Origin of the sequence: Paracnuella aquatica (genome assembly GCF_003332885.2) — a bacterium.
Taxonomy (GTDB): domain Bacteria; phylum Bacteroidota; class Bacteroidia; order Chitinophagales; family Chitinophagaceae; genus Flavisolibacter; species Flavisolibacter aquaticus.
On record NZ_QOWJ01000014.1, the window covers coordinates 126,660 to 147,476 of the forward strand.

General features: G+C 47.9%; 16 protein-coding genes, 3 tRNA genes and 1 pseudogene. 7 read left to right on the forward strand and 13 right to left on the reverse strand.

Features of this window, described 5'->3' with window-relative positions; translation table 11 throughout:
- Positions 1 to 94 precede the first annotated feature (94 nt).
- From DRJ53_RS17225 to DRJ53_RS17245, 5 genes are all read right to left on the reverse strand, one after another.
- Positions 95 to 1,486, reverse strand: a complete 1,392-nt coding sequence (locus DRJ53_RS17225; RefSeq protein ID WP_175580762.1) for an FGGY-family carbohydrate kinase — start codon at positions 1,484 to 1,486, stop codon at positions 95 to 97.
- A gap of 60 nt (positions 1,487 to 1,546) precedes the next feature.
- Positions 1,547 to 2,821: a sugar isomerase gene (locus tag DRJ53_RS17230; RefSeq protein ID WP_114236905.1), complete on the reverse strand. Its 1,275-nt coding sequence runs from the start codon at positions 2,819 to 2,821 to the stop codon at positions 1,547 to 1,549.
- A 192-nt stretch (positions 2,822 to 3,013) separates the two neighbouring features.
- Positions 3,014 to 5,134, reverse strand: coding sequence for a bifunctional aldolase/short-chain dehydrogenase (locus tag DRJ53_RS17235; RefSeq protein ID WP_114236906.1), 2,121 nt, complete (start codon positions 5,132 to 5,134; stop codon positions 3,014 to 3,016).
- A gap of 29 nt (positions 5,135 to 5,163) precedes the next feature.
- The gene (locus tag DRJ53_RS17240; protein ID WP_241558596.1) at positions 5,164 to 6,402 is read right to left on the reverse strand and encodes an L-rhamnose/proton symporter RhaT; all 1,239 of its coding nucleotides are present in this window, start codon (positions 6,400 to 6,402) and stop codon (positions 5,164 to 5,166) included.
- Between the two features lie 57 nt (positions 6,403 to 6,459).
- Positions 6,460 to 9,192 (reverse strand): family 78 glycoside hydrolase catalytic domain, encoded by a 2,733-nt coding sequence (locus DRJ53_RS17245; protein WP_114236907.1) that lies wholly within the window; start codon positions 9,190 to 9,192, stop codon positions 6,460 to 6,462.
- 147 nt (positions 9,193 to 9,339) lie between these two features.
- Between DRJ53_RS17245 and DRJ53_RS17250 the strand changes: the two genes are divergently transcribed.
- Together DRJ53_RS17250 and DRJ53_RS17255 are read left to right on the forward strand one after the other, a co-directional pair.
- A complete protein-coding gene (locus DRJ53_RS17250; RefSeq protein WP_114236908.1) occupies positions 9,340 to 10,134 on the forward strand; it encodes an MOSC domain-containing protein in 795 nt (264 codons plus the stop codon).
- 188 nt (positions 10,135 to 10,322) lie between these two features.
- On the forward strand, positions 10,323 to 11,213 hold the full coding sequence (locus tag DRJ53_RS17255; RefSeq protein WP_114236909.1) for an alpha/beta fold hydrolase: 891 nt from the start codon (positions 10,323 to 10,325) through the stop codon (positions 11,211 to 11,213).
- Positions 11,214 to 11,354: 141 nt separating this feature from the next.
- Here the strand turns inward: DRJ53_RS17255 and DRJ53_RS17260 are convergent, their stop codons facing one another.
- The 5 genes from DRJ53_RS17260 to DRJ53_RS17280 form a co-directional block, all read right to left on the reverse strand.
- Positions 11,355 to 11,900 (reverse strand): outer membrane beta-barrel protein, encoded by a 546-nt coding sequence (locus DRJ53_RS17260; RefSeq protein WP_114236910.1) that lies wholly within the window; start codon positions 11,898 to 11,900, stop codon positions 11,355 to 11,357.
- Positions 11,901 to 12,080: 180 nt separating this feature from the next.
- A tRNA-Leu gene (locus DRJ53_RS17265) sits at positions 12,081 to 12,166 on the reverse strand.
- A gap of 43 nt (positions 12,167 to 12,209) precedes the next feature.
- Positions 12,210 to 12,285, reverse strand: a tRNA-Gly gene (locus DRJ53_RS17270).
- A gap of 86 nt (positions 12,286 to 12,371) precedes the next feature.
- Positions 12,372 to 12,590, reverse strand: coding sequence for a hypothetical protein (locus tag DRJ53_RS17275; protein ID WP_114236911.1), 219 nt, complete (start codon positions 12,588 to 12,590; stop codon positions 12,372 to 12,374).
- A 55-nt stretch (positions 12,591 to 12,645) separates the two neighbouring features.
- Positions 12,646 to 13,677 carry a glycosyltransferase family 2 protein gene (locus DRJ53_RS17280; protein ID WP_114236912.1) on the reverse strand — a complete coding sequence of 344 codons (1,032 nt, stop codon included), beginning with the start codon at positions 13,675 to 13,677 and terminating at the stop codon, positions 12,646 to 12,648.
- A 414-nt stretch (positions 13,678 to 14,091) separates the two neighbouring features.
- Between DRJ53_RS17280 and DRJ53_RS17285 the strand changes: the two genes are divergently transcribed.
- Both DRJ53_RS17285 and DRJ53_RS17290 read left to right on the forward strand, forming a co-directional pair.
- Positions 14,092 to 15,267: a sensor histidine kinase gene (locus DRJ53_RS17285; protein ID WP_114236913.1), complete on the forward strand. Its 1,176-nt coding sequence runs from the start codon at positions 14,092 to 14,094 to the stop codon at positions 15,265 to 15,267.
- 59 nt (positions 15,268 to 15,326) lie between these two features.
- Positions 15,327 to 15,410 (forward strand) — tRNA-Leu (locus DRJ53_RS17290).
- 733 nt (positions 15,411 to 16,143) lie between these two features.
- On the opposite strand, the pseudogene DRJ53_RS21890 reads toward DRJ53_RS17290, so the two are convergent.
- The 3 genes and pseudogenes from DRJ53_RS21890 to DRJ53_RS17310 all read right to left on the reverse strand — a co-directional run.
- Positions 16,144 to 17,100, reverse strand: a pseudogene (locus DRJ53_RS21890) (recombinase family protein); the annotation flags it as partial.
- A 45-nt stretch (positions 17,101 to 17,145) separates the two neighbouring features.
- Complete coding sequence (locus tag DRJ53_RS21340) at positions 17,146 to 17,322, reverse strand: hypothetical protein (RefSeq protein ID WP_155523220.1); 177 nt, start codon at positions 17,320 to 17,322, stop codon at positions 17,146 to 17,148.
- A 128-nt stretch (positions 17,323 to 17,450) separates the two neighbouring features.
- Positions 17,451 to 18,305, reverse strand: a complete 855-nt coding sequence (locus DRJ53_RS17310) for a hypothetical protein (RefSeq protein ID WP_155523221.1) — start codon at positions 18,303 to 18,305, stop codon at positions 17,451 to 17,453.
- Positions 18,306 to 18,595: 290 nt separating this feature from the next.
- Here DRJ53_RS17310 and DRJ53_RS17315 point away from each other — a divergent pair, with 290 nt between their 5' ends.
- The 3 genes from DRJ53_RS17315 (at position 18,596) to DRJ53_RS21895 (ending at position 20,725) form a co-directional block, all read left to right on the forward strand.
- The gene (locus DRJ53_RS17315) at positions 18,596 to 19,027 is read left to right on the forward strand and encodes a hypothetical protein (RefSeq protein ID WP_114236916.1); all 432 of its coding nucleotides are present in this window, start codon (positions 18,596 to 18,598) and stop codon (positions 19,025 to 19,027) included.
- 13 nt (positions 19,028 to 19,040) lie between these two features.
- Positions 19,041 to 19,313: a hypothetical protein gene (locus tag DRJ53_RS17320; RefSeq protein WP_114236917.1), complete on the forward strand. Its 273-nt coding sequence runs from the start codon at positions 19,041 to 19,043 to the stop codon at positions 19,311 to 19,313.
- 923 nt (positions 19,314 to 20,236) lie between these two features.
- A complete protein-coding gene (locus DRJ53_RS21895) occupies positions 20,237 to 20,725 on the forward strand; it encodes a helix-turn-helix domain-containing protein (RefSeq protein ID WP_162303911.1) in 489 nt (162 codons plus the stop codon).
- Positions 20,726 to 20,817 lie beyond the last annotated feature (92 nt).

Here is a 20,817-nt window from a genome sequence, read left to right on the forward strand (position 1 = left end):
GCTGTCGCAATAATATGGCTCAATAACAGCATTTTTATCAGTGATGGGGACCGATGCCAGGAAAATAAAAGGCGGATAAAAAGTAGAAGAACGCCTAGCCTGTCGTTACCATTTCGGCCGGCGCATGGTAACGTTTTAGTTGAATCAGGTTTTGCGGCAACGCAGTTTTGTTCCATTTTTCGTGCAATACCAATGCGGCACCCAGTGCAGTTGCCTGCGGCATTGCTGCGGCAAATACTTCACACCCGGTAAATACAGCTGCAAGTGCATGCACGTACACTTCGTTTTTGCTAAAACCACCATCTACAAATAGGCGGCGCTCCTGCCCACCCATCGACACAAGCATCGTTGCGGCATATTGTTGCTGCGCCATATCCCAAATCAACTGGTGATAGGCATGGGATGGATTTGCAAAAGCATCGAGCATCCTGTGGCCAAACCCTGAATCCTTCAACCCCTGCCCTTTTTGTTGCAGGTCTTTCTTCCGAGGTAATATGTTGGCAAAAAGATGCGCATCATATTGTACCGATTCGTAAAAATTTGGCGCTACACCAAAATGTGCTGCAATCCGGGCTGTTTCTTGTTCGTGTTCGTTGCCGGCAAACAGCCGCGATGCTTTTACCTGCTGTTCTTTGTACGATAAATAACAAAGACAGTCTTGCTGGAGTTCGTCATAAGTAAGCGGGAGTTGGTTAAATGGGTTGAGCGTAATACACCAGGTACCGGTAGACAACAATAAAAACGGTTCTTTAAAATAGAGCAGGTACGGGATTAGCGCGGCTGAACTATCGTGCAAACCAATGCCAACCTTTACTGTAGTACGATATCCGAAAAGCGGAAATGTAGTCTCGGCGGGTTGTATCAGCGGCAGTTTGTTGGTCCATGCTTCTGCCTTTACCCAAGGGTGGTATTTGTCGGCCTTAAAGTCCCAAAGACCGGTATGGCAACCAATGGAAGTAATATCGGTGCTGGCTTCGCCAGTGAACACAAACGAAGCAAACTGCGGCAAGTGCAATGCGTAAAGCGTATGTGCAAAAAGCCGTTCCTGCTCCTGCTTGATGCGGTACAATTGCAAACCTGAATTAAGACTGCCCAACGGCGGCGATGCAGTAGCAACTGCAAACGCCTCCATGCCACCATAGGTGTTGTAAAATTGCTCCAGCAGTTGCGGCGGGTATTGTTTTAAATAATTATATAGCGGCGCATGTGGTTCGCCCTGCTCATTGAGGTACACAAACGATGCACCATAGGCCGCAAAGTTGATGGCGCGAACATCAAAGTCGCGGTGTTGCAGCACCTCTTTGCCGGCATCACGCAGCCATTGTTCCAGCAGTTGCAGGTCTTCGCAAGGCATACCGTCCTCATCCACTGTTTCTGCAAGCCGGTCGGAGCGTTCCCAAACCAGCTGGTACTGTTCATCAAACAGCAACAGCTTTTTATTGGTTTTGCCTATATCAAAGACCGCAATGACAGGGATGGCAGGCATACTTGATTAATTAAATTGGAAAAGATTAAATGACAGTTCAGATCTAGTTGCGGCGATTTTTTACAAGCCAGTTGCCACCGTTTTGCTGCCGCGATTGGCTACAAGGTGCTGCCTGATCTTTTCTTTGCGGAACAATTGCAAGGGCTGCAATGCGCCACCGGCCCGCATGCGTGCCTCGGCTACCAGCGGACGCACATCGGTGCGAAATGCATGCTGCAAAATTTCCTGGGCCGCAGCTACATCGTTGTCCAGTTGTGCCGCTGCCAATGCCGGCCGATCCACCAGCAAAGCCTGCGCATATGCGATCATAATCGCTTCGACAGATTGCAACAGGTCTTCCAGCGGGTCTTTCACATTGTGCGAGGCATCGATCATCCAGCCGAGGTCAGTTGCATGGTTCATGTGGCGAGCATCCATCCCTTCCACCAGTTCATTAAAAATAAGAAACAGCTGGTAGGGCCGCATCGAGCCAACCGTCAGGTCATCGTCGCCGTATTTCGAATCGTTGAAATGAAAACCACCGAGCTTACCCTCCATCAGCAACAGCGAAACGATCTGCTCGATGTTAGCATTGGGCAGATGATGGCCCAGGTCGACTAACGTGTATGCCTGAGCGCCGAGCTTTTGCGCATACAGCAGCGACTGCCCCCAATCACCCACAGTAGTGCTGTAGAAATTGGGCTCATAAGCTTTATACTCCACAAACATTTTCCAGTTGGGCGGTAGTGCCGAATAGATTTGCTGCAAGCTTTCCAGCGTGTTTTGAAATGCTTTTCTAAAATTCAATTGGCCCGGAAAACAAGAACCATCCGATAGCCAAACCGTAAGCGATTCGGAACCCAATTCCACGCCGTGGCGAATCACTTCGATGTTGTGATCCACGGCTTGTTTCCTTACCGTTCGGTCCATATGTTGCATGGAACCAAACTTATATGAAAGCAGTTGCCCCGGCTGGTCTTGAAAAGTGTTGGAATTGACTGCATCAAACTTAAGCCCGTACTGTGCGGCCAGTGCCCTAATGTTGTTATAGTTCTGCGGAATATCCCACGGAATGTGCAGTGAAATAGCACCGCTGCTCCTATTCAATTGGTGCAGCAGTCCTACGTCTTCAATTTTCTCTTCCAAGCTACGCGGTTCGCCGCCACCGCCAAACCGGCCGAAACGGGTACCGCCGGTGCCCAGTGCCCAGGAAGGTATCGCCACCTGAAAGTCTATTAATTTTTGCAACAGTTCTTCCACCTGCGGCACACCGGCAGCAATAAATTCAAACCCCCTTTTATGTTGCTGTAACTGCTCGTTATTATGTGCTTCAATGAGGTATTTTTCTAAAGACATGCAATCGATATTTTGAGTTAGAATTATGGGTTTAAGGTTTAATGTCTAAAGTTTAGGATTGTCGAAAGCGTTGATTTTCTTAAATATGTTCAATGAATAAAAGGTACTTCGAACTACTTAAAACAATTGAACAAATTAAACCCATTGACCATCCCAAACAACCTTAAACATTAAACCTTAGACTTTACTCCTTTACCTGTAAAATGCCATGGCTACGCCGCCATCAACATTGAGTACGTTGCCGGTTGATTTTTGTAGTAACCCACTTACAAAAATGTAGCAGGCGTTGGCCACATCTTCCGGTAAAATCACTTCATTCAGCAGCGTACGTTTGGCATAATAAGCGGGCAGTTCTTCCACGCTGATGCCATAAGCTTTTGCGCGGCCCTCGGCCCAGCCGCCCGCCCAAATGTTGGAATCTGCAATCACCGCATCGGGGTTTACTGTATTGACGCGGATATGATCGCCGCCCAATTCGGCTGCCAACAGCCGTGAAAGATGCGCTTGTGCGGCTTTTGCCGATCCGTAGCCCGCATTGTTTGGGCCGGCCACCACGGCATTTTTTGAAACAACATTGATGATATCGCCGCCCATGCCTTGTTTGCGCATCACGGCTACAGCAGCCTTCGACACCAGAAATTGTCCCTTTACCAAAATATCATACAGCCGGTCCCAGTCTTCAATGCTGTGATCGATGATGGACTTGGAAATGGAGATACCGGCATTGTTGACAATGATATCCACGCCACCAAATGCCAGTGCCGTTGCATTAATTGCCGCTTCAATAGTATTGTTATCTGTTACATTCAAAACAGTTGATGCCGCTACATCCTTTCCGTATAATTTCTGAAACTCCGACACTGCGGCAGCTAATCGTTCTTCATTGATGTCGTTGAGCACCACGCAGGCGCCTTCAGCAGCAAATTTTTTGGCGATAGCTTTGCCAATACCGCCGGCGCTGCCGGTAACAAGCGCAATGCGGCCCGATAGCGTTTTGGGCTTGGGCATGCGCTGCAGCTTTGCTTCTTCCAGCAACCAGTATTCAATGTTAAATGCTTCCTGCCGCGGTAAAGAAGTATATTCCGAAATGGCTTCGGCTCCGCGCATTACATTGATGGCGTTGATATAAAACTCCGCGGCCACACGAGCCGTTTGCTTGTCTTTGGCAAATGTAAACATGCCCACACCGGGATAGAGGATCACCACCGGGTTGGCATCACGCATAGGCGGACTGTCCGCGTGTTTGCACCCTTCGTAATACTTACGATACATGGCGCGGTATGCTTCAAATTGCGGCGCTAATTTTTGTTTGATGGCTGCTATATCTTCCAGCGATTCATCCGGCGACAACTCCAGCACCAATGGGCTGATCTTGGTCCGCAAAAAATGGTCGGGGCACGATGTGCCCATCGGCGCCAGCCGCTGCAGATCGTTGCTGTTGATGAATTGCAGCACACGATCATCGTCGGTAAAATGACCTATCATTTTTACTTCGTCAGAACAAAATCCACGCAGCACCGGGGCCAGTGCCGCACCCTTGCTCAACCGGTCTTCTTTTGGTAGCACTTCTATTTTGGCGCCGCCAAAAACAGCACTTTTTTTACCAACATTATCCTCAATGTATTGAGCACATCGCTCCACCACCTCCAGCGTGTTGACATAACTTTCGTAAGCAGTATTGCCCCAGGTAAATAATCCATGCGATCCGAGCATGATGCCGCGAATACCGGGGTTTGCATCGAGGCATGCTTTTAATTTTAACCCCAAATCGAAACCAGGGCGCTGCCAATCTACCCAGCCAATAGTGCCGCCAAATAGTTCTTCAGTAATGCGCTTTCCATCTTTTGCAGCGGCAATTGCTATCGCCGCATCGGGGTGTAGGTGATCAATGTGTTTGAATGGTAAAAAGCCATGCAGCGGTGTGTCGATGGAAGGCGCCTTCGATTGCAGGTCATAAATGCAATGATTAAACAGTTCCACCATTTCGTCTTCGTGTTCAACGCCGCGGTAAACGTTTTGCAGGCTGCGTAACCGGTCAATATACAGTGCTGCAAGACCGCTGCGTTGCAAGGTACCAATGTCGCCGCCCGAACCTTTTACCCACATTACTTCCACTGCCTGCCCGGTGAGCGGGTCTTTTGCCATAGCCTTGCAACTGGTGTTGCCGCCGCCGTAATTGGTGAGACGCAAATCGGCGCCGAGTAAGTTGGAACGATAGATCAATAAACCTACTTCATCGCCCTCCAGCGCTGCCGCTTTTTGATCATCCCACAGGTAACTGACATGCTTGAAATTTTGGGTCGCTGCTGACATTATTAGTCTTTATAAATGTTGTAAAATTTTTAGTGCATGCTGGATTTAACAATGTTGCCATATCCCACGATCAGCACCGAAAGAATGATGGTGGCAATGCCTACAATGATGGTGGCTTTTGTTTTTTTATTTACGCCATTCCACTCTTTCAAAGCAAGACCCCATCCGTTGGCCACCAGTATAATGAACGCCATGTGCAGGATCCATGATGAGGGCCCATTACCCAATTTACTTTCGCCCATGCCGTAGAAAAAGAACTGTAAAAACCAGGTGGTGCCGGCAAGGGCCGCAAAAATATAATTGCGCAGCAGCGGAGTTGTTGCATTGCCGTAATCGCCAAAGGTTTTGTTTTTTGCGTTGAGGTACATGCAATACAAAAAGTTGGTGGTGAGGCCACCCCAAAGTACCACCACGTAGGTAACATTATTTTGAAACAAGAACTCGCCCTGCCCGGGATGCGCGCTTTTCCATGCAGCATTCGCCAGGTCGGCCATAGGCTTGCCGGCTTCCAATCCAAAATTAAAACAGGCACTCAATACGCCGGAAATAATGGCGACGGCAATGCCCAAACCAAACTTGTATTCTGTTTGATGCACCGCCGCGCCATGCGCATCGGGTGGTGCTGCAGGCGTTACTGCCACTTCCTCAAAAACATGTGTTGTAAAACCAGCATCTGCCGCTATAGCATCGGCCACCACCGGTTTCATTTTTCTTTTGCGGTGCACGGGCACATCGCTATCATTGCCATTCCTGTTTTCTGTTTGCAATTGCCGCTCCTTCATCGTACCGGCACGGCCGCATAAATAGATACCCACAATACAAAAGAGTAAACCCTCCAGTACAATCTGGCCCCAAGTGCTGCCCATGATGGCGCCGATCGAATCTTTACCTTCCTGTGGGTTGAACTGGTAATAAATGGATGGCAGCAAAGAGCCCAACACCATGGTTAAACCAAGGATGATGCTGGACCCTAATGACACGCCGAGGTATCGAACACCAAGACCATAAGTAAGTCCGCCGATGCCCCACAGCAGCCCAAACATAAACGTGTACCACAAGGTGGAGCCGGTTGCACCGGCAATGATACCGCCAAAGCCGGGGATGGTAAGCCACGCAGCCAGCGGCGGCACAATAAGCCAGGAAAAAAGACCGCCGATGATCCAATAGCTTTCCCATGCCCAGCCCCGAACTTTTTTATACGGTATATAAAAACTGCCCGAAGCAAACCCGCCGATAAAATGGAATATGACGCCTAATAATGCCTGCATGGTGTGGATGATGAGGGGTTATACTTGTTATTTAAACAAAAGCGTATTTGAAAAAAGCTAGCGCTTAGCCGAAGTTGTAGCTGTTCCCGATCCCGTTGCAGTAAACTGGTATGAGCCCGAACCAATTTTCACTTGCACATAACCGTTATGAAAGCCGATAACTTTGATGGCCCCATTTTGTGACAGCGCCAGGCCACCCTCCCGCACCGCATTTACCGAAGGTGCCGGAATAAAAACCGAAGCCTGCGTATTAGCGGGGATCACTACATCCATGTTGAAATTGGCTTCTTCCCTTTTCCAGCCCGAAGTAACGGGTCCATAATAAGTTTGCAACGTGGCAGCGATATGATTGAAGTTGCCGCCGGTCAGCGGCTTCATCCTGATGTGTTTATAGCCCGGGCCATCTTCTTCGGTATCGAGGCCAGCAACGGTGCGGTACATCCAGTCGCCGATGGCGCCATAGGCGTAATGGTTAAATGAATTCATACCGGGCGTTTGAAAACTGCTGTCGGGTTTTTGTCCGTCCCAACGCTCCCAAATGGTAGTGGCGCCCATTTTTACCGGGAACAGCCATGACGGGTATTGTTCGCGCAACAGCAACGCAAAGGCAACATCGGCCTGCCCGTTTCTCGACAATACTTCGCAGAGATACGGCGTGCCTAAAAACCCGGTGGTAAGATGCGTGCCATAACTTTTTACATTTTCCGCCAGTCTTTCAGTTGCGCCTTTCCGTAAGGCCTCCGGCAACATATCAAACTGCAGCGCCAGCACATAAGCCGTTTGCGTTCCGGATACAAGCCGGCCGCTCGGCGTCATGTATTCTTTGCGAAATGCATCCTTTATTTTTTGCAGCAATGCGGTATACTGGAGCACATCGGCTTTTTTGCCCAATACTTTTGCTGCATTGATCAGCAGTTGCGTGGAGTGTGCATAAAAACATTGCGCAACAAGGTATTTATCGGTAACTGCGGCGCGACCATCGTTGTCGTCATCGGGGCGATAAAACAACCAGTCGCCAAAATGAAAACCGGTGTTCCAAAGATCGTTTTTGCTTTTGCGCCGCATGTGTTCCACCCAGGCTTTCATGCTGCCATATTGCTGTTGCAAAATGCCGGTATCGCCATAAGCCAGGTACATGTTCCAGGGAATGATCGTAGCCGCATCGGCCCAACCAGCGGAAGCTACAGAACCGGCGCCCAAAACATTGGGCACTACAAATGGAACGGCACCATCGATCTGATCCGCCGAAACGTCTTGCATCCACTTGGTAAAAAAACTATGCACGTTCATATTGAACATGGCTGTGCGACTGAACACTTGCGCATCGCCGGTCCAGCCCAAGCGTTCATCGCGTTGCGGGCAGTCGGTGGGTACATCTAAAAAATTACCACGCTGTCCCCATTCAATGTTGTGTTGGAGTTGATTGATTAATTCATTCGAAGAGGTGAATTTGCCGGCGACCGGCATGTCTGAGTATAGTGCCACAGCTTCGAAATCATCCTTGTTTAATGTGCCCGGGTAGCCTTCCACTTTCAGGTAGCGGAAGCCGTGCCAGGTAAAGGTCGGCGCTAGCACTTCTTCGCCACCGCCCTTTAAAATAAATGTATCGCGGCTATTGGCAGCCCGCAGGTTGGTGATATAAAAATTGCCCGCTTTATCCAGCACTTCGGCATGCGATAAAATAATTTGCTGGCCGCTGGCACCCCGCACTTTTACTTCGGCCCAGCCCACCAGGTTTTGACCAAAATCAATAACCTGCTCCCCTTTTGGCGTGGTAAATATTTTAACCGGTGCAAAAGTTTCTTTTTTACGAATAGGCTCATTGTAAGTGGCCACCAGCACCTCTTTTGCATTGGCCGCAGTTTTTACGCCAGTCCATGACGCATCGTTAAAACCGGGCTTGTTCCAACCCGGTTGATCGAGGCGTGCATCTACTTTTTCACCGTGATAAATTTCCGACGAGCGGATGGCACCGGTGCTGCTTTTCCAACTACCATCGGTCACGATTTGTTCCGTAGTGCCGTCTTCAAATTCAAGTTGCAATTGCATCAATAGTGCAATGTCTTTTCCATAAATATCGCGGTTGCCGCCCCAGGCCAGGTTGCCACGATACCAGCCACTGGCAAGGGCCGCTCCCACCGCATTAGCGCCTTGTTGCAATTGGCCAGTTACGTCATAGGCCTGGTACTGCAGCCGCTTGTTATATGAGGTCCAGCCTGGTGTAAAGTATGCATCGCCAATGCGGCTGCCGTTGAGGTAAGCTTCGTACAAACCATGCGCTGTGATATAGGCTGTTGCACGTTTTAGTTTTTTTGCGATGGAAAATTCTTTACGCAGCAGCGGGCTTGGCCGCGTAGCCTCTTCTGCAAATCCCGGCTCAATCCATTGCGCTTTCCAGTCGGATGGTTTGAGCAGACCCATTTGCCAAAACGATGGCTCGCTCCAATCAGAAGCGTTTCCTGCGTTGTCCCAAACCCGCACCTGCCAATTGTACCGTTTACCTGAAGCCAAAGCCGGCCCTTTGAAAGGCACCAGCACACTTTGCGGTGTTGCCATTTTGCCAGTACGCCAAACCGGTTGCCCATCGTCGGTTTGTATCACCAGTTCATACGCCGTTTGCAGCACGTTGCGTCGGTTGCCAGCATCGAGCTGCCAGCTAAAACGCGGCTGTGCGGCATCAACGCCCAAAGGGTTGGGTTTGTTTTCGGTGAGCAGGTGGTGCACCTTTAGTTGCGCAGCGGCACTAAACACCATTGCCGCAAACAGGTGCAGCAGTATTATTTTTTTCATGGCGGGGGCAAACGTTTGTATGAATATAAGCAACGGTGGCCAGTGTTGCACGCTAGAGGTTTTTGGCTACTGAAAAAGCCGGTGATTGATGTGGATAAATTAGAGTGATTAGCCAAAGTGGCATGCGACAATTGCTACCTTAGCGCCATGCTACAGGTAAGTGCATTATATATCTACCCGATCAAGTCGCTGGGCGGCATCTCCCTTACACATGCGCAGGTGACCGACCGTGGGCTGCAACTGGACCGGCGCTGGATGCTGGTAAATGAAGCGGGTGTTTTTTTGTCGCAGCGGCAATTGCCGCAAATGGCGTTGTTGCAGGTAAATGTTGAACACGATGGACTAAGCGTGGTGCATAAAAAAACAGGTGCTTCGATTGCTATTCCATTTCAATTAAACATCCAAAATGAAACACCAGTAACGGTGTGGGACAGCCGAAGCACAGCGCATTTAGTCGGAGCAGCGTACGATGTGTGGTTTTCGGAGCAGTTGGGCGTAGCCTGCCGCCTGGTGCACATGCCCGAAAGCAATCCCATCCCGGTTGATCCGGAATATGCACACCGCGGCGAGGTTACTTCTTTTTCGGATGGCTACCCGTTTTTGCTTATTGGCCAATCATCGCTGGATGAATTAAATAGCCGGCTTAAAGCACCTGTTCCCATGAACCGGTTCCGGCCAAACATCGTGGTTGCAGGTGCGGCGCCTTTTGCCGAAGACGGCTGGCAACATTTTACCATTGGCGGCGTGCATTTTTACGGCGTAAAACGCTGCGGCCGATGCCTGGTTACTACCATCCGGCAAGATGAAGGCATTGCTGGAAAAGAGCCATTGCAAACGCTTGCCGGTTACCGGAAAGATGGCACTAAAATCTACTTTGGACAAAACTTATTGCACCAAGGCACTGGCACCATCAAAGTGGGCGATGCTGTGCAATTATTGTAAAAGATTAAATGCCTATTACACGGTCGCCCCAAAAACAGCCGCCGCATTTTGTCCGATTGAGCCTACATTATCACGGACACCAGCCCGGTTTGTTTTAGCGCAATTGTTTTTACACAACAAACTATTAGACAGAAAGTCCTATTTATTCCGGTTTGATTATTGTGCCCACAACAGAAAAATGCACAATAATGAAATTCATTGAATCGAAAGATGCCACAACCGGCGAAACCGTAAACATTTCTTATAAAGACTACGGTAGCGGCAGGCCGGTGGTGCTGATCCATGGCTGGCCCCTGAGCAAAGACATGTGGGAATACCAAATAGATGACCTGGTAGATGCCGGCCTGCGGGTGATTAAATACGACCGCCGTGGCTTTGGCAAATCAGACAAGCCCTGGAATGGTTACGACTACGATTCGCTTACCGATGACCTGCATGCAGTGGTGGAAGGCCTTGACCTGAAAGATGCAGTGCTGGTTGGTTTTTCGATGGGTGGCGGCGAAGCCGTTCGGTACCTGAGCCGGTACGGTACAGAGCGGGTTTCGGGCTTAGTGCTGGTGAGTGCCGTTACTCCTTACCTGGTAAAAACGCCGGATAACGCCGAGGGTGTGGATGAATCTGTTTTTGCAGAAATGATGGAGCAGTTGAAAAAAGACCGCATTGCCTTCCTCGACGATTTTGGTAAAAAGTTTTTTAGCGTAAGCCTGATGCACCACCCGGTAAGCACACCGCTGCTTGAATACTACCGCAGTCTGGCGGCAGTGGCCCTGCCCCGCGCTACGCAGCAATGCGCTATTTCATTTGCACAAACCGATTTCCGCAACGATGTGCAAAACATTAATATTCCTACGCTCATCATTCATGGCGACGACGACAAAACCGTTCCCATTGATGCAAGTAGCGAACGCACTGCGAAAATGATCGCCGGCGCTGAGTTCAAAGTGTACGATGGTGCACCGCATGGGTTGTTTTACACGCATCGCGAACAACTGAATGAAGACCTGATCAATTTTTGCCGCAAGGGTACCACCCGGTATGCTGCAAACGAAACGCGGAGCACCAATAGCAGCCGCTATTAATGTGCTTTAAATAAAACGAGAATTGTGGCTTAGACAAAAATGTTGTTTAAGAGAGTGGATGGTGGTGATAAAAAAAGGGTTGCTCTTTTGGAGCAACCCTTTTTTCGTAGGCAATAAAAAGAGCCTATACTGATTTATATTTTACTGCAAACGAACACCCACGCCTAAAGTTACCGCATCGGTGTGCGATTTGGCGGACGAAGTAGTGGTGTTACCATTGGCACTCATTGTAGCGTTGCTTTGGTAGCCAAAATAATTGTATTTGGCATGCACATAAATAGCTGTGTTGGGCCGCACCGGGAAATCAAACGCAAGACCGGCGCCACCATAAAAACCGCCTTTCACTTCTGATTTTACAGAAACATTTCCGGCACTAGCGGAAGAAGAAGTTTTGTAAAAATTATAGCCTGGCTGCAACAGGAGCGATGCACGCTGATCGATGCGGATGCGTAGGTCGCCGTAAACCGGCAACTGCGGCTTTTTTACATCTTTTTGCCACAGCGGCATAAAGCCAACGCCTACCGTCAGGAAGTCATTCATTTGGCCGTTAAAACCAAGTGACGCACCATAAGCAAATGCTTCCGACTTAAAATAATAACCACCCACTCCACCAATTTCGAGGTAAGGTTTTTTCTGAGCCTGGCTAAACAAGGGCGCAACTAAAAGGAGCAACAGCAATTTTCGCATAAGGATGATGTTTAGTTTTAAAAATGGATGGAATTGAGCTTAAAAAATTTCGACCGGCAAGATGTTGCAAGTTGCGTGTAGTGCCATGCACCGTTTTTATAATTCGATGTTAAGACTGCATAAAAAAACGGCTGCTCTTTTAGAACAACCGTTTCAGCTTTGCGCCGCATTACCGGCTTGTGCCCCAGGCGGGACTTGAACCCGCACTTGCATTGCTGCAAACAGGATTTTAAGTCCTGCGTGTCTACCAATTTCACCACCAGGGCCCCTAAAAAAAAATCCACCCTGCAATTAGGATGGATTCTTTTATGGAGCGGAAGACGAGGTTCGAACCCGCGACCTCAACCTTGGCAAGGTTGCGCTCTACCAGCTGAGCTACTTCCGCGTATTTTGTAAGAACTGTTTGTTTATCGTTGGGGTTGCAAATATAAGAGGCTTTTTTTTCTCGCCAACTTTTTTTGCAACTTTTTTTTACTTGTAAGTCGGCGTGTATTTCGAGCTCTCTGTTACTGTGCCATCAACACGCTCATAACGCTGCGTATACAAGCGGCCGCATGTGCCCAACATGAATGCAAGCAGGCAAAAAACCGACAGGTAAAAAATGAATGCAGAAGAAGAAACCCAGTTGTGCGTAAAGTCGCGGTCCTGTACTTTTTCTAATTCTTCGTGGTATTCGTTTTGCAAATCCATATTGCTAATTGTGGTGCAAAAATAAGGGGGCTGTAAAAACCATCAAAAACTATTGTCAACTTTTTACAACTTCTGAAAACTTTTTCTTTGCCAGCACAAAATGCTGCCACACCAAATTGCGCCGCAACACGCCCTGCAACTGCGTTAGCGGCTTGCGCCGCACCGGCACCCATTGCCGCGATCCGAAGAATACCCAACGGGCAAATGCAATATGTGCTTTTACAATGGCAATAAAATATCCGCCGTCGCCCGAAAGCAAACCCTTCCATGCCGATAAAGCATCAAGCATTTGCCGGAATGGGATCTTCCACCACTTTTCAGACCAGGGCAGGTTTTTGGCCAACATAATTTGATTGTTGCGGAAGTTGAGAAATGTTTTGCGTGAGTTGCCCCGGGGTAATGTGCCGCCGCCCACATGATACACTACAGACTGCGGGCAGCAATACAATTTTTTACCCATCAGTTGCAGCCGCCAGCACAGGTCGATCTCTTCCTGGTGTGCAAAAAAATATTCATCAAAGCCACCAGCTGCATGAAAATCGGCACTACGAATCAACAGCGCTGCGCCACTGGCCCAAAACACTTGTTGTGGGTTATCATACTGACCTTTATCGTACTCGCAATAATCAAACACACGGCCCCGTGCAAAAGGGTAACCGTATGCATCGAGCCACCCGCCTGCAGCACCGGCATATTCAAATACATCTTTATTTTTGTACGCCAAAATTTTAGGTTGGCATGCGGTGTTGTTTGGGTGTTGCTCCAGCAGCTGCACCATAGGTTGTAACCAACCCGGTGTTACTTCCACGTCCGAATTAAGGAGCATGTAATAATCCGCATCTATTTTTTTCAATGCCTCATTATAGCCTTTTGCAAAACCAAAGTTTTCGGAAAGCGGCAACAACATCACTTCGGGAAAATGGGTTTGTAAATATTGCAGCGAATCATCGGATGAAGCATTGTCTGCCACCACTATTTGCAGGCGTTCGTACCCCGACCGGATGACCGAGGGCAGAAACTGTTGCAGGTGATGCCTGCCGTTCCAGTTTAAAATAACAAGTGCCACCAGGGGCGGTTGTTGCGGCATGGGGCGAAGATATGAGGGAATATAGGTTTGGGCCAAAACTGGCAGAACCTAACGGTGGATTGATGTAAAAGGTAAGCGCTTTACATTTTGATCGCTTCTGGTTGATGCATCGATCAATCCTCAATTTTCCATGAACTTGAACAGATTTTTAACTGCTTTTATTATTAAAAATTGTAGGACCATTGGCATTTTAGCATGTTGCTTACTCAAACAAATTCGTTTGCATTTATGAAAAGAGCAATGCTTTTCAATTCAATTGCAGTTTTGAAACAACAAGAATGAGCCAGCACAATAAAATAGTATAGAAACATTTGTACAAGCTAGACTTATAACGCCGCTACATACAGTTGCCGGCTTCGTTTTCATATTTAAAAATTCTCATTCCTTCGCCGCGAGGGTTACTTATTTTCGTTCATGCTTTCTACCCTTTTTAATTGGCGCCTGGTGCTGGCCCTGATTGCCATCCTGATTGTGAGTGGCACCATTGGGTATTCGAGATACCTGGCTAAAAAAATTGAAAACGAAGAGCGGCAAAAGGTGGAGCAATGGGTGCAGGCAGGCACATTTATCAACAACCCATCGAACACCGACGTGGGCCTTGCCTTCCACATCATTCAGCATACCGATGTACCCATCATTGAAACCACGGAACGCGACAGCATTACCGCATGGACCAACCTCGACTCGACAAATGTTGCTGCAGGCTGGCTACCCTCCGATAGTTTGCGTGTAGCGCATTACAATACTTACCTGCGTGCAAAGCTACGTTCGTTTAAGTCGGCCAACACGCCGATTGAACTGACGCTGGACAGTACACACCACAACCGGTACTACTACGGTCCGACGCCGCTGCTGCAGGAAGTAAGGTATTACCCGCTGATACAATTAGGCATAGTGGGGTTGTTCATCATTATCGTCATTATGCTACTCCGCTCCTCTTACCTCAGCACACAAAACCATTTGTGGGCAGGCATGGCCAAGGAAACTGCACACCAACTGGGCACACCGGTCAGTTCGCTGGAAGGCTGGCTGGAAATTTTGCGCGACATACCGGGCACCGAAACGGTGGTGCCTGAACTCGAAAAAGATGTGCAGCGTTTACAACTTGTTTCGGACCGCTTTGGCAAAATTGGCAGCAAGCCCAAACTCGAACCGCGCAACCTGGTAGAGCAAGTGGGCGGCATGATGGACTATGTGCGGAAGCGGGCTCCGGGCAAATTGCAATTCACATTAAATACGCAACAGAAAACCTCCGTCATCGTGCCGCTTTCGCCGCCCCTGTTCGACTGGGTGATGGAAAACCTGCTGAAGAATGCACTAGATGCGATGGAAGGCCGCGGCAGCATCACCGTTGATTTGCAGGAAGGTGACAACGAAGTGATCATTGATGTAACAGATACCGGCAAAGGCATTTCGCGACAAAATATCGGTAATGTGTTCCGGCCGGGATTTACTACTAAAAAGCGTGGATGGGGCCTGGGGCTGAGTCTTTCCAAGCGGATTGTGGAGCAATACCATGGCGGCTCGCTGAGTGTGAAAAATTCTGAGCCAGGAAAAGGAACAACTTTTCGGGTTGTTTTAAAAAAATAAATACATTTGCCACCCTAACGGGAAATGCAGGGGTTCAAACAACTGTTTTCCTGATGGCTGCCCAGGTGTTGAAACTGGTAGACAAGCCACTTTGAGGTGGTGGTGTTCGCAAGGACGTGCTGGTTCGAATCCAGTCCTGGGCACAGAATCGGATAACAAGTGATCTTCTTCAAGATCACTTGTTTCTTTTTGTGCTAAAATCCGCTTCCCGCCTGCTATTGCGCGGAACAGCTCATTCACTCGTTCGGTTCGAACTCGATCATTTTCCTTGCTATACTTCACTCCTTGAGGAAACACCAGGTATTGCAATCTCCTTTTCTCATCAAAATCACTGGAAGCCCACATTTTACTGATGTTTTCAGCAATTTGGAGCCCCTTTTTTACAGCCAAATCTAGGTTCGAACTCTCAAAAGCACTTTTCTTTAGTTCCCCTTCAATTTGTCCCTCCTCCTCCATGTATTTCTGGGCATACTTCTCATACATGACCTTGGTGATCTCGCCCAGTACAAACCGCTCTTCTATTTTTTCCAGCAGGTTCTTGGTTTCACTCAAGCTTTTTTTCAGCCGGATGCTTTCCTCCAATACATCTGAGAGCTTTTCCTTTAGCTTCTCCTTGATCAGCACTTCCAACTTTTCCCTGTATTCACTGCGGTATTCAAAGTTTTTAAGCATTGCTTCAAAGCGCTCATTCATCTGTGATGCACGCACGTTTACGGCAGGACCATTCCCCCTGGTCTTATAATACCAGATCCCCTTAGTGCTATATCCTGTAAAAGCAGCTCCACTTCCTTCATCTATTGCAAATACCTTGAGGGGCAGGTCTTCCTTTTTATGCTCTTTTGCAATACCTGCATTTACTGCTGCTTGCAGCATATCATTTGCCTTTAAAAATGTCTTCAGGTCAATTAGTGCTGGATGCTTTCCTTTTACCAATGCTCCCTTTAGCAAACTACCGGTTACGTATCCTGCATAAAATGGATTGGACATCACCCAGCGGAAGTTTTTTTCTGTGAGCCTGAGTCCCCGCACTTTTAATCTTTCGATGATTTCTTTATTGGTAAGTGCGCCTTCTGCTTTCCACTTAAACGCTTTTTTGATCAGTTCACCTTCTTCAGTAATGACATATTGGTGATCACATGCTCTGTGTTTTGGCTTTAGGTTACGATAGCCCATAGGTGTGGCATAAGGCCAGTACCCCTTCAGCATGATCTCCCTGGTATTTACCGAGGTTCGATTGCTGCGCTGATCATTGTCATAGTGGTTAAAGAGGTGAAAGAAGTTTTCCTGTAGCCTGCCTGAAGGAGTGGAACTATCAATATCCTGGGATATGGACTTTACCGTCACTCCTGTCTTTCTTAATTCATCAGATAGTTGTGCTGCGGCAGGGCCGGTTCTGGAAAACCGGTCATAGTTATATACAATGATAAAGGCTACTTCCTTGTCCCGCTTCACATATTGCAGCATACGCTGGAACTCTTTACGACCATCAGTCTTTGCCGATTCATAAGTTCCGCCAAAGAACTCCTTTACCTGTATGCCCATCCTTTGGGCGTATTCCTTACAGAGCTTTAGCTGTATTTGCAGAGAGGAGTTGTTTTCTGCCTGCTCCTGAGAGGATACTCGGGTATAGATCACCCCCATCCTTTTCTGGCGAGGTTGGGGACCTGCATACTGCTTTTTTGTTGTTTTTTCCAGAAGTGATTCTAAAGCACCCTTGGTGCTGGCCTCACTGCTATTTTGGGTATTCGGACCTGTTTGCATATGGGTATAGGTCGGGGTTAGGTTTACGGTTAGGTATTCTTTTTCTTTTTCGGTAATAAGGGTAGCTGCCATTTAAAGCTACTGCTACCAAAACTGTGTAACAAATAGTGTTATTTGCTATGGCTTTTCTGCTTTCAACAGCTGTTCCACTATCAAATCAGCAAACAACTCCAGTTGTTCTTCTAGGCTCAGTGAGCCGTAGCCTTTTACATCACCATCATTAATGGTTGCTTTACTAGTTGGGCGTTTAGCTTGTTGTTCTTTATTTACATAGGGTACTTCTTTAGTGTTCATTTGTGCTCCCGTGTACTTTGTGCGGGGCTTACCTGAGGTAATCAGAATAAGCCTCTTTTCCACTTGCCGGGATTTCACCATCGGCCCGGATGTATACCGGAACCATTTATATTCTTACATGTCTTTTCTTACACTTTCTTGATTGTCTTTCTAACCACCAGGGATTTCTCATCCACCGTGTCCACCACAATCCTTTCATAGTTTTTAAGCCCCAGTGCCTTTCTCAGCGCTTCCGCATCCAATCCTTTAAGGATTACATCTTCTGCTACCACTTCTACTTTATTGATTTTACCACGTCTGAGCTCCACACGCACCTCCCTGTTCCTTGGGTCTTTTATGGCACGAAGTACCTTTTGCTCCCATTCACTAAACACCTGCAGTGGGGATGCTACCACATCCACAAAGCGCTGCTCCATAAACTCCCCCAGATAATGCCTGATGGATAGATATATGTGCGGAGCCGAAGGGTCGACTCCGCCCACCACGCCCCCACTATAGTATCTGCCGGAAGCATACTCACCAACCTTTCCATCCGAAAAGATCAGGATACCCGCTTCTTCACCACTGCTCAGGCACCAGACAATAAGGTTTGTGAGGTAGTTAATGTTATAGCGAAAAGCAAGCAGCAGCGCCTCATCCCGTAGCACCTCATCTATGTAGTCGAGCAGTGCCCTTTCCTCATCACTTATGGTACCTGCCACAACTTTCTTTTGGAGTGCTTCGCGGGCCACACGCAGGTTCCGCTCAGGCAGCCCATCTTCATAGGCACGTTTGAAGAAGTACTCGGTAAGCGCCAGCATTTTTCCAATGGCATAGTCAAAGCTTCTCAGGTCCTGAAGGATCCTTACCCAGATCATCTGGGCAAAGGAAAACCGGGCCCATGCACCTTTTGGAAAGAAAGGCAGCAGCCCCTGCCTGCGCCAGTAAAGGAATAGCTCCTCCTTTACCCCAATGGCTTCCAGGGGCACCACCTTATCGAACATAAAGCCCAGGAACTCACTTGAGCTCAGCAGCAGCTCTTCTGCCACAGGCTCCCCACCACTCCCTACCTCGTTTCGCTTTGGTAGATCGTTGCCTACGCCCACCCTGGGAATTGTAGGGCTATTTGGTTTTTGTACGGACTTATTCTTTTTCATATACATGGGTACAGAGTGGGCCATTAGAGCACCTTTTTAGTGGCAAATATTGTATTTGCCAAACTGCTCACTGGACCTTATTTCGAATCTACCTTCAAACCTAAATTGAATAACATTTAAAAAAAATTTTCCGCCCAATGAAAATGAAAAAAGTCACCGAACCCAAAATTTGCCGCAACCCCAGGTGCAGAAAAGAGCTGCCACCCGATCATCCCCGAAAGGATTGCAACGACAAGTGCAAAACAACTTACTTCAATGACAAAGCAAAAGAAGAAAAGAAGTCCCGGTTCTCCTATGAGCGGGTGCTCAAAGACAACGAAAAGTTTGTCAAGCGGTTTTATGACAATGCCTACTTCCGCAAAGTAGGTGTAGCGGAGGAGGCCCTGGTGGGAGAAGGCATTAACCTGGAGGTGTTCCTGAACCAGGAGCACCACAAGGAAAGACATACCGGCATCATTTGGTATGGATGCTATGGATTGGAGCTGCCCAAAGTAGAAGGGCGTAATTACATGCCCGTACAAAGATCACTGGATCGGGTACCAAAGTACAAAGGAGGCCGTTATGTATAATCCTGACACAATTATGCTGTCCCAGCTGATGGGCATGAAACTAAAGTATACGGCGGCTGCGCCCCCCACAACTCCTACCCTCACACCACCCCCTGTAGGTGGCATTGTTCAGGGCGTTGCATCGGGTGCAGTAAAGGCACCAATGCCCGTTGCTGCAGGTATTAGCACTGGCGATGTTTTGCTTTATGGCGTATTGATCGTAGCAGGAGGCTATGTCATTTACCAATTATGCAAGTATGCCAATGAGCAAATCTCCGCCGACAAGGAGTGGGAGAAAAGAGGCTAAACCTTTGATCTATAGGGCGGTAAAGAGCTCCATTATCAGCCCACCCATTATTTTTTTGCCCTAACCAAGGGCGTAAAGCAGGTCTAGTGCCTGCTTTTTTAGTGCCTGAAAGGGAAGAAAAAGGAGCAAAAATGCACAACCGGGACAAAAAACCGGTAAGGAAAAAAGAGCAAAAAGACCAGCCGTGTACACCCGTTTAAAAACGTTTTTAAACGGGTGTACACGAATGTACACGATTACAAACGTGTATACACCCAATTACACGGCATTTGCCCCATTCTTTTTTACCTGTATGAATGTTGCAGCAAAAGAAAAAAGGAATATCGTTGTTTTCAACGATTTGTTTTTGCTAAAGCAACCAGTGATTTTATATCATATCAATAGCAGAAAGATCGTCGTTTTTCACGATAATGGAAATCGTGGTTTTTGCATTTACTGGGTGTAATAAAAAGAGTGCGATTCCGTAGAAAACAACGAAAAAAGAACAGCACAATCACCTCTATGGTGTAGGCAAATATGCCGGCGAAAATGCGCTTACCTGAAAATCGTTGGTTTTAACGAAAAGCATAACTGGCTCTTTTTATGATACTTTCCTACACTCCTTTCCTTCAAAAAGCAAATGTAGCGGTTTTACACTGCCTTACCTTTGATGCACGCTCAACCAATCGGTGTACGCTCACTCATACATTTACACCTTTACTTCCTCTCATTGTTTGTGCAAAAGGCCTCTGGTTGGAGGCGCCGGTCAAACTGACCACCCTTCGCTGGTTTAAACTGACCACCTTGCGCCGCTCCAAATTGACCACCTCTCGCCGGAGCAAATTGACCACCGAAACAAAGAAGAAAAAGTTCGGGTGATTCGGGGCCATTCGTGCTAAGTTTTCTACCAAAACTCAGCATGCATGGCAAACAACCCAATCAGCATGAGCAAAATCAGACGGATTCTGCAACTGCATCATCAAGGACGCAGCAAACTTGCAATTGCAGAACAAACGGGCATCTCCCGCAACACGTTGAAGAAGTACTTAAAAGCATTTTCAGAGAGCAAACTAACAGTTGAAGAGATCCGTGAACTCAGTGACAAAGACCTGGAAGCCTTGTTTGTAAAGCCATTAGAAAACCCGATCAGCGACAAACTCCAAACGCTGCTAACGCTTTTCCCTTCAATTGACAAGGAACTGAAGAAAAAGGGCACGACAAGACAGTTGCTCTGGGAGCAATATAAGGCTGTTCATCCCGATGGTTTTGGCGTCTCGCAGTTCAAGCATTACTATGCGCAGTGGAAGGCACAAGTCAATCCGGTAATGCGCATGGAGCACAAAGCAGGCGATAAACTCTATGTGGACTTTGCAGGCGACAAACTTAGTATTGTAGATGCTAGCACGGGTGAGATTGAGGTGTACCGGTTTTGATGAACAGTTGACTTGCTTAGGTTAAAGAATAAAAGTAATGGTTTTCATATTCCATTGGACTTTGGTAGTTTAGGGCTGAATGTTTACGGTGG

Excerpts from the sequence above, each read along its gene's own strand:
- DRJ53_RS17310 (WP_155523221.1), bottom strand. The coding sequence starts at position 18,305 with ATGTTCGATAAGGTGGTGCCCCTGGAAGCCATTGGGGTAAAGGAGGAG.
- DRJ53_RS17250 (WP_114236908.1), top strand. The coding sequence starts at position 9,340 with ATGCTACAGGTAAGTGCATTATATATCTACCCGATCAAGTCGCTGGGC.
- DRJ53_RS17235 (WP_114236906.1), bottom strand. The coding sequence starts at position 5,134 with ATGTCAGCAGCGACCCAAAATTTCAAGCATGTCAGTTACCTGTGGGAT.
- DRJ53_RS17255 (WP_114236909.1), top strand. The coding sequence starts at position 10,323 with ATGAAATTCATTGAATCGAAAGATGCCACAACCGGCGAAACCGTAAAC.
- DRJ53_RS17225 (WP_175580762.1), bottom strand. The coding sequence starts at position 1,486 with ATGCCTGCCATCCCTGTCATTGCGGTCTTTGATATAGGCAAAACCAAT.
- DRJ53_RS17230 (WP_114236905.1), bottom strand. The coding sequence starts at position 2,821 with ATGTCTTTAGAAAAATACCTCATTGAAGCACATAATAACGAGCAGTTA.
- DRJ53_RS17260 (WP_114236910.1), bottom strand. The coding sequence starts at position 11,900 with ATGCGAAAATTGCTGTTGCTCCTTTTAGTTGCGCCCTTGTTTAGCCAG.
- DRJ53_RS21895 (WP_162303911.1), top strand. The coding sequence starts at position 20,237 with ATGAGCAAAATCAGACGGATTCTGCAACTGCATCATCAAGGACGCAGC.
- DRJ53_RS17240 (WP_241558596.1), bottom strand. The coding sequence starts at position 6,402 with ATGCAGGCATTATTAGGCGTCATATTCCATTTTATCGGCGGGTTTGCT.
- DRJ53_RS21340 (WP_155523220.1), bottom strand. The coding sequence starts at position 17,322 with ATGAACACTAAAGAAGTACCCTATGTAAATAAAGAACAACAAGCTAAA.
- DRJ53_RS17320 (WP_114236917.1), top strand. The coding sequence starts at position 19,041 with ATGCTGTCCCAGCTGATGGGCATGAAACTAAAGTATACGGCGGCTGCG.
- DRJ53_RS17275 (WP_114236911.1), bottom strand. The coding sequence starts at position 12,590 with ATGGATTTGCAAAACGAATACCACGAAGAATTAGAAAAAGTACAGGAC.
- DRJ53_RS17280 (WP_114236912.1), bottom strand. The coding sequence starts at position 13,677 with ATGCCGCAACAACCGCCCCTGGTGGCACTTGTTATTTTAAACTGGAAC.
- DRJ53_RS17315 (WP_114236916.1), top strand. The coding sequence starts at position 18,596 with ATGAAAATGAAAAAAGTCACCGAACCCAAAATTTGCCGCAACCCCAGG.
- DRJ53_RS17285 (WP_114236913.1), top strand. The coding sequence starts at position 14,092 with ATGCTTTCTACCCTTTTTAATTGGCGCCTGGTGCTGGCCCTGATTGCC.
- DRJ53_RS17245 (WP_114236907.1), bottom strand. The coding sequence starts at position 9,192 with ATGAAAAAAATAATACTGCTGCACCTGTTTGCGGCAATGGTGTTTAGT.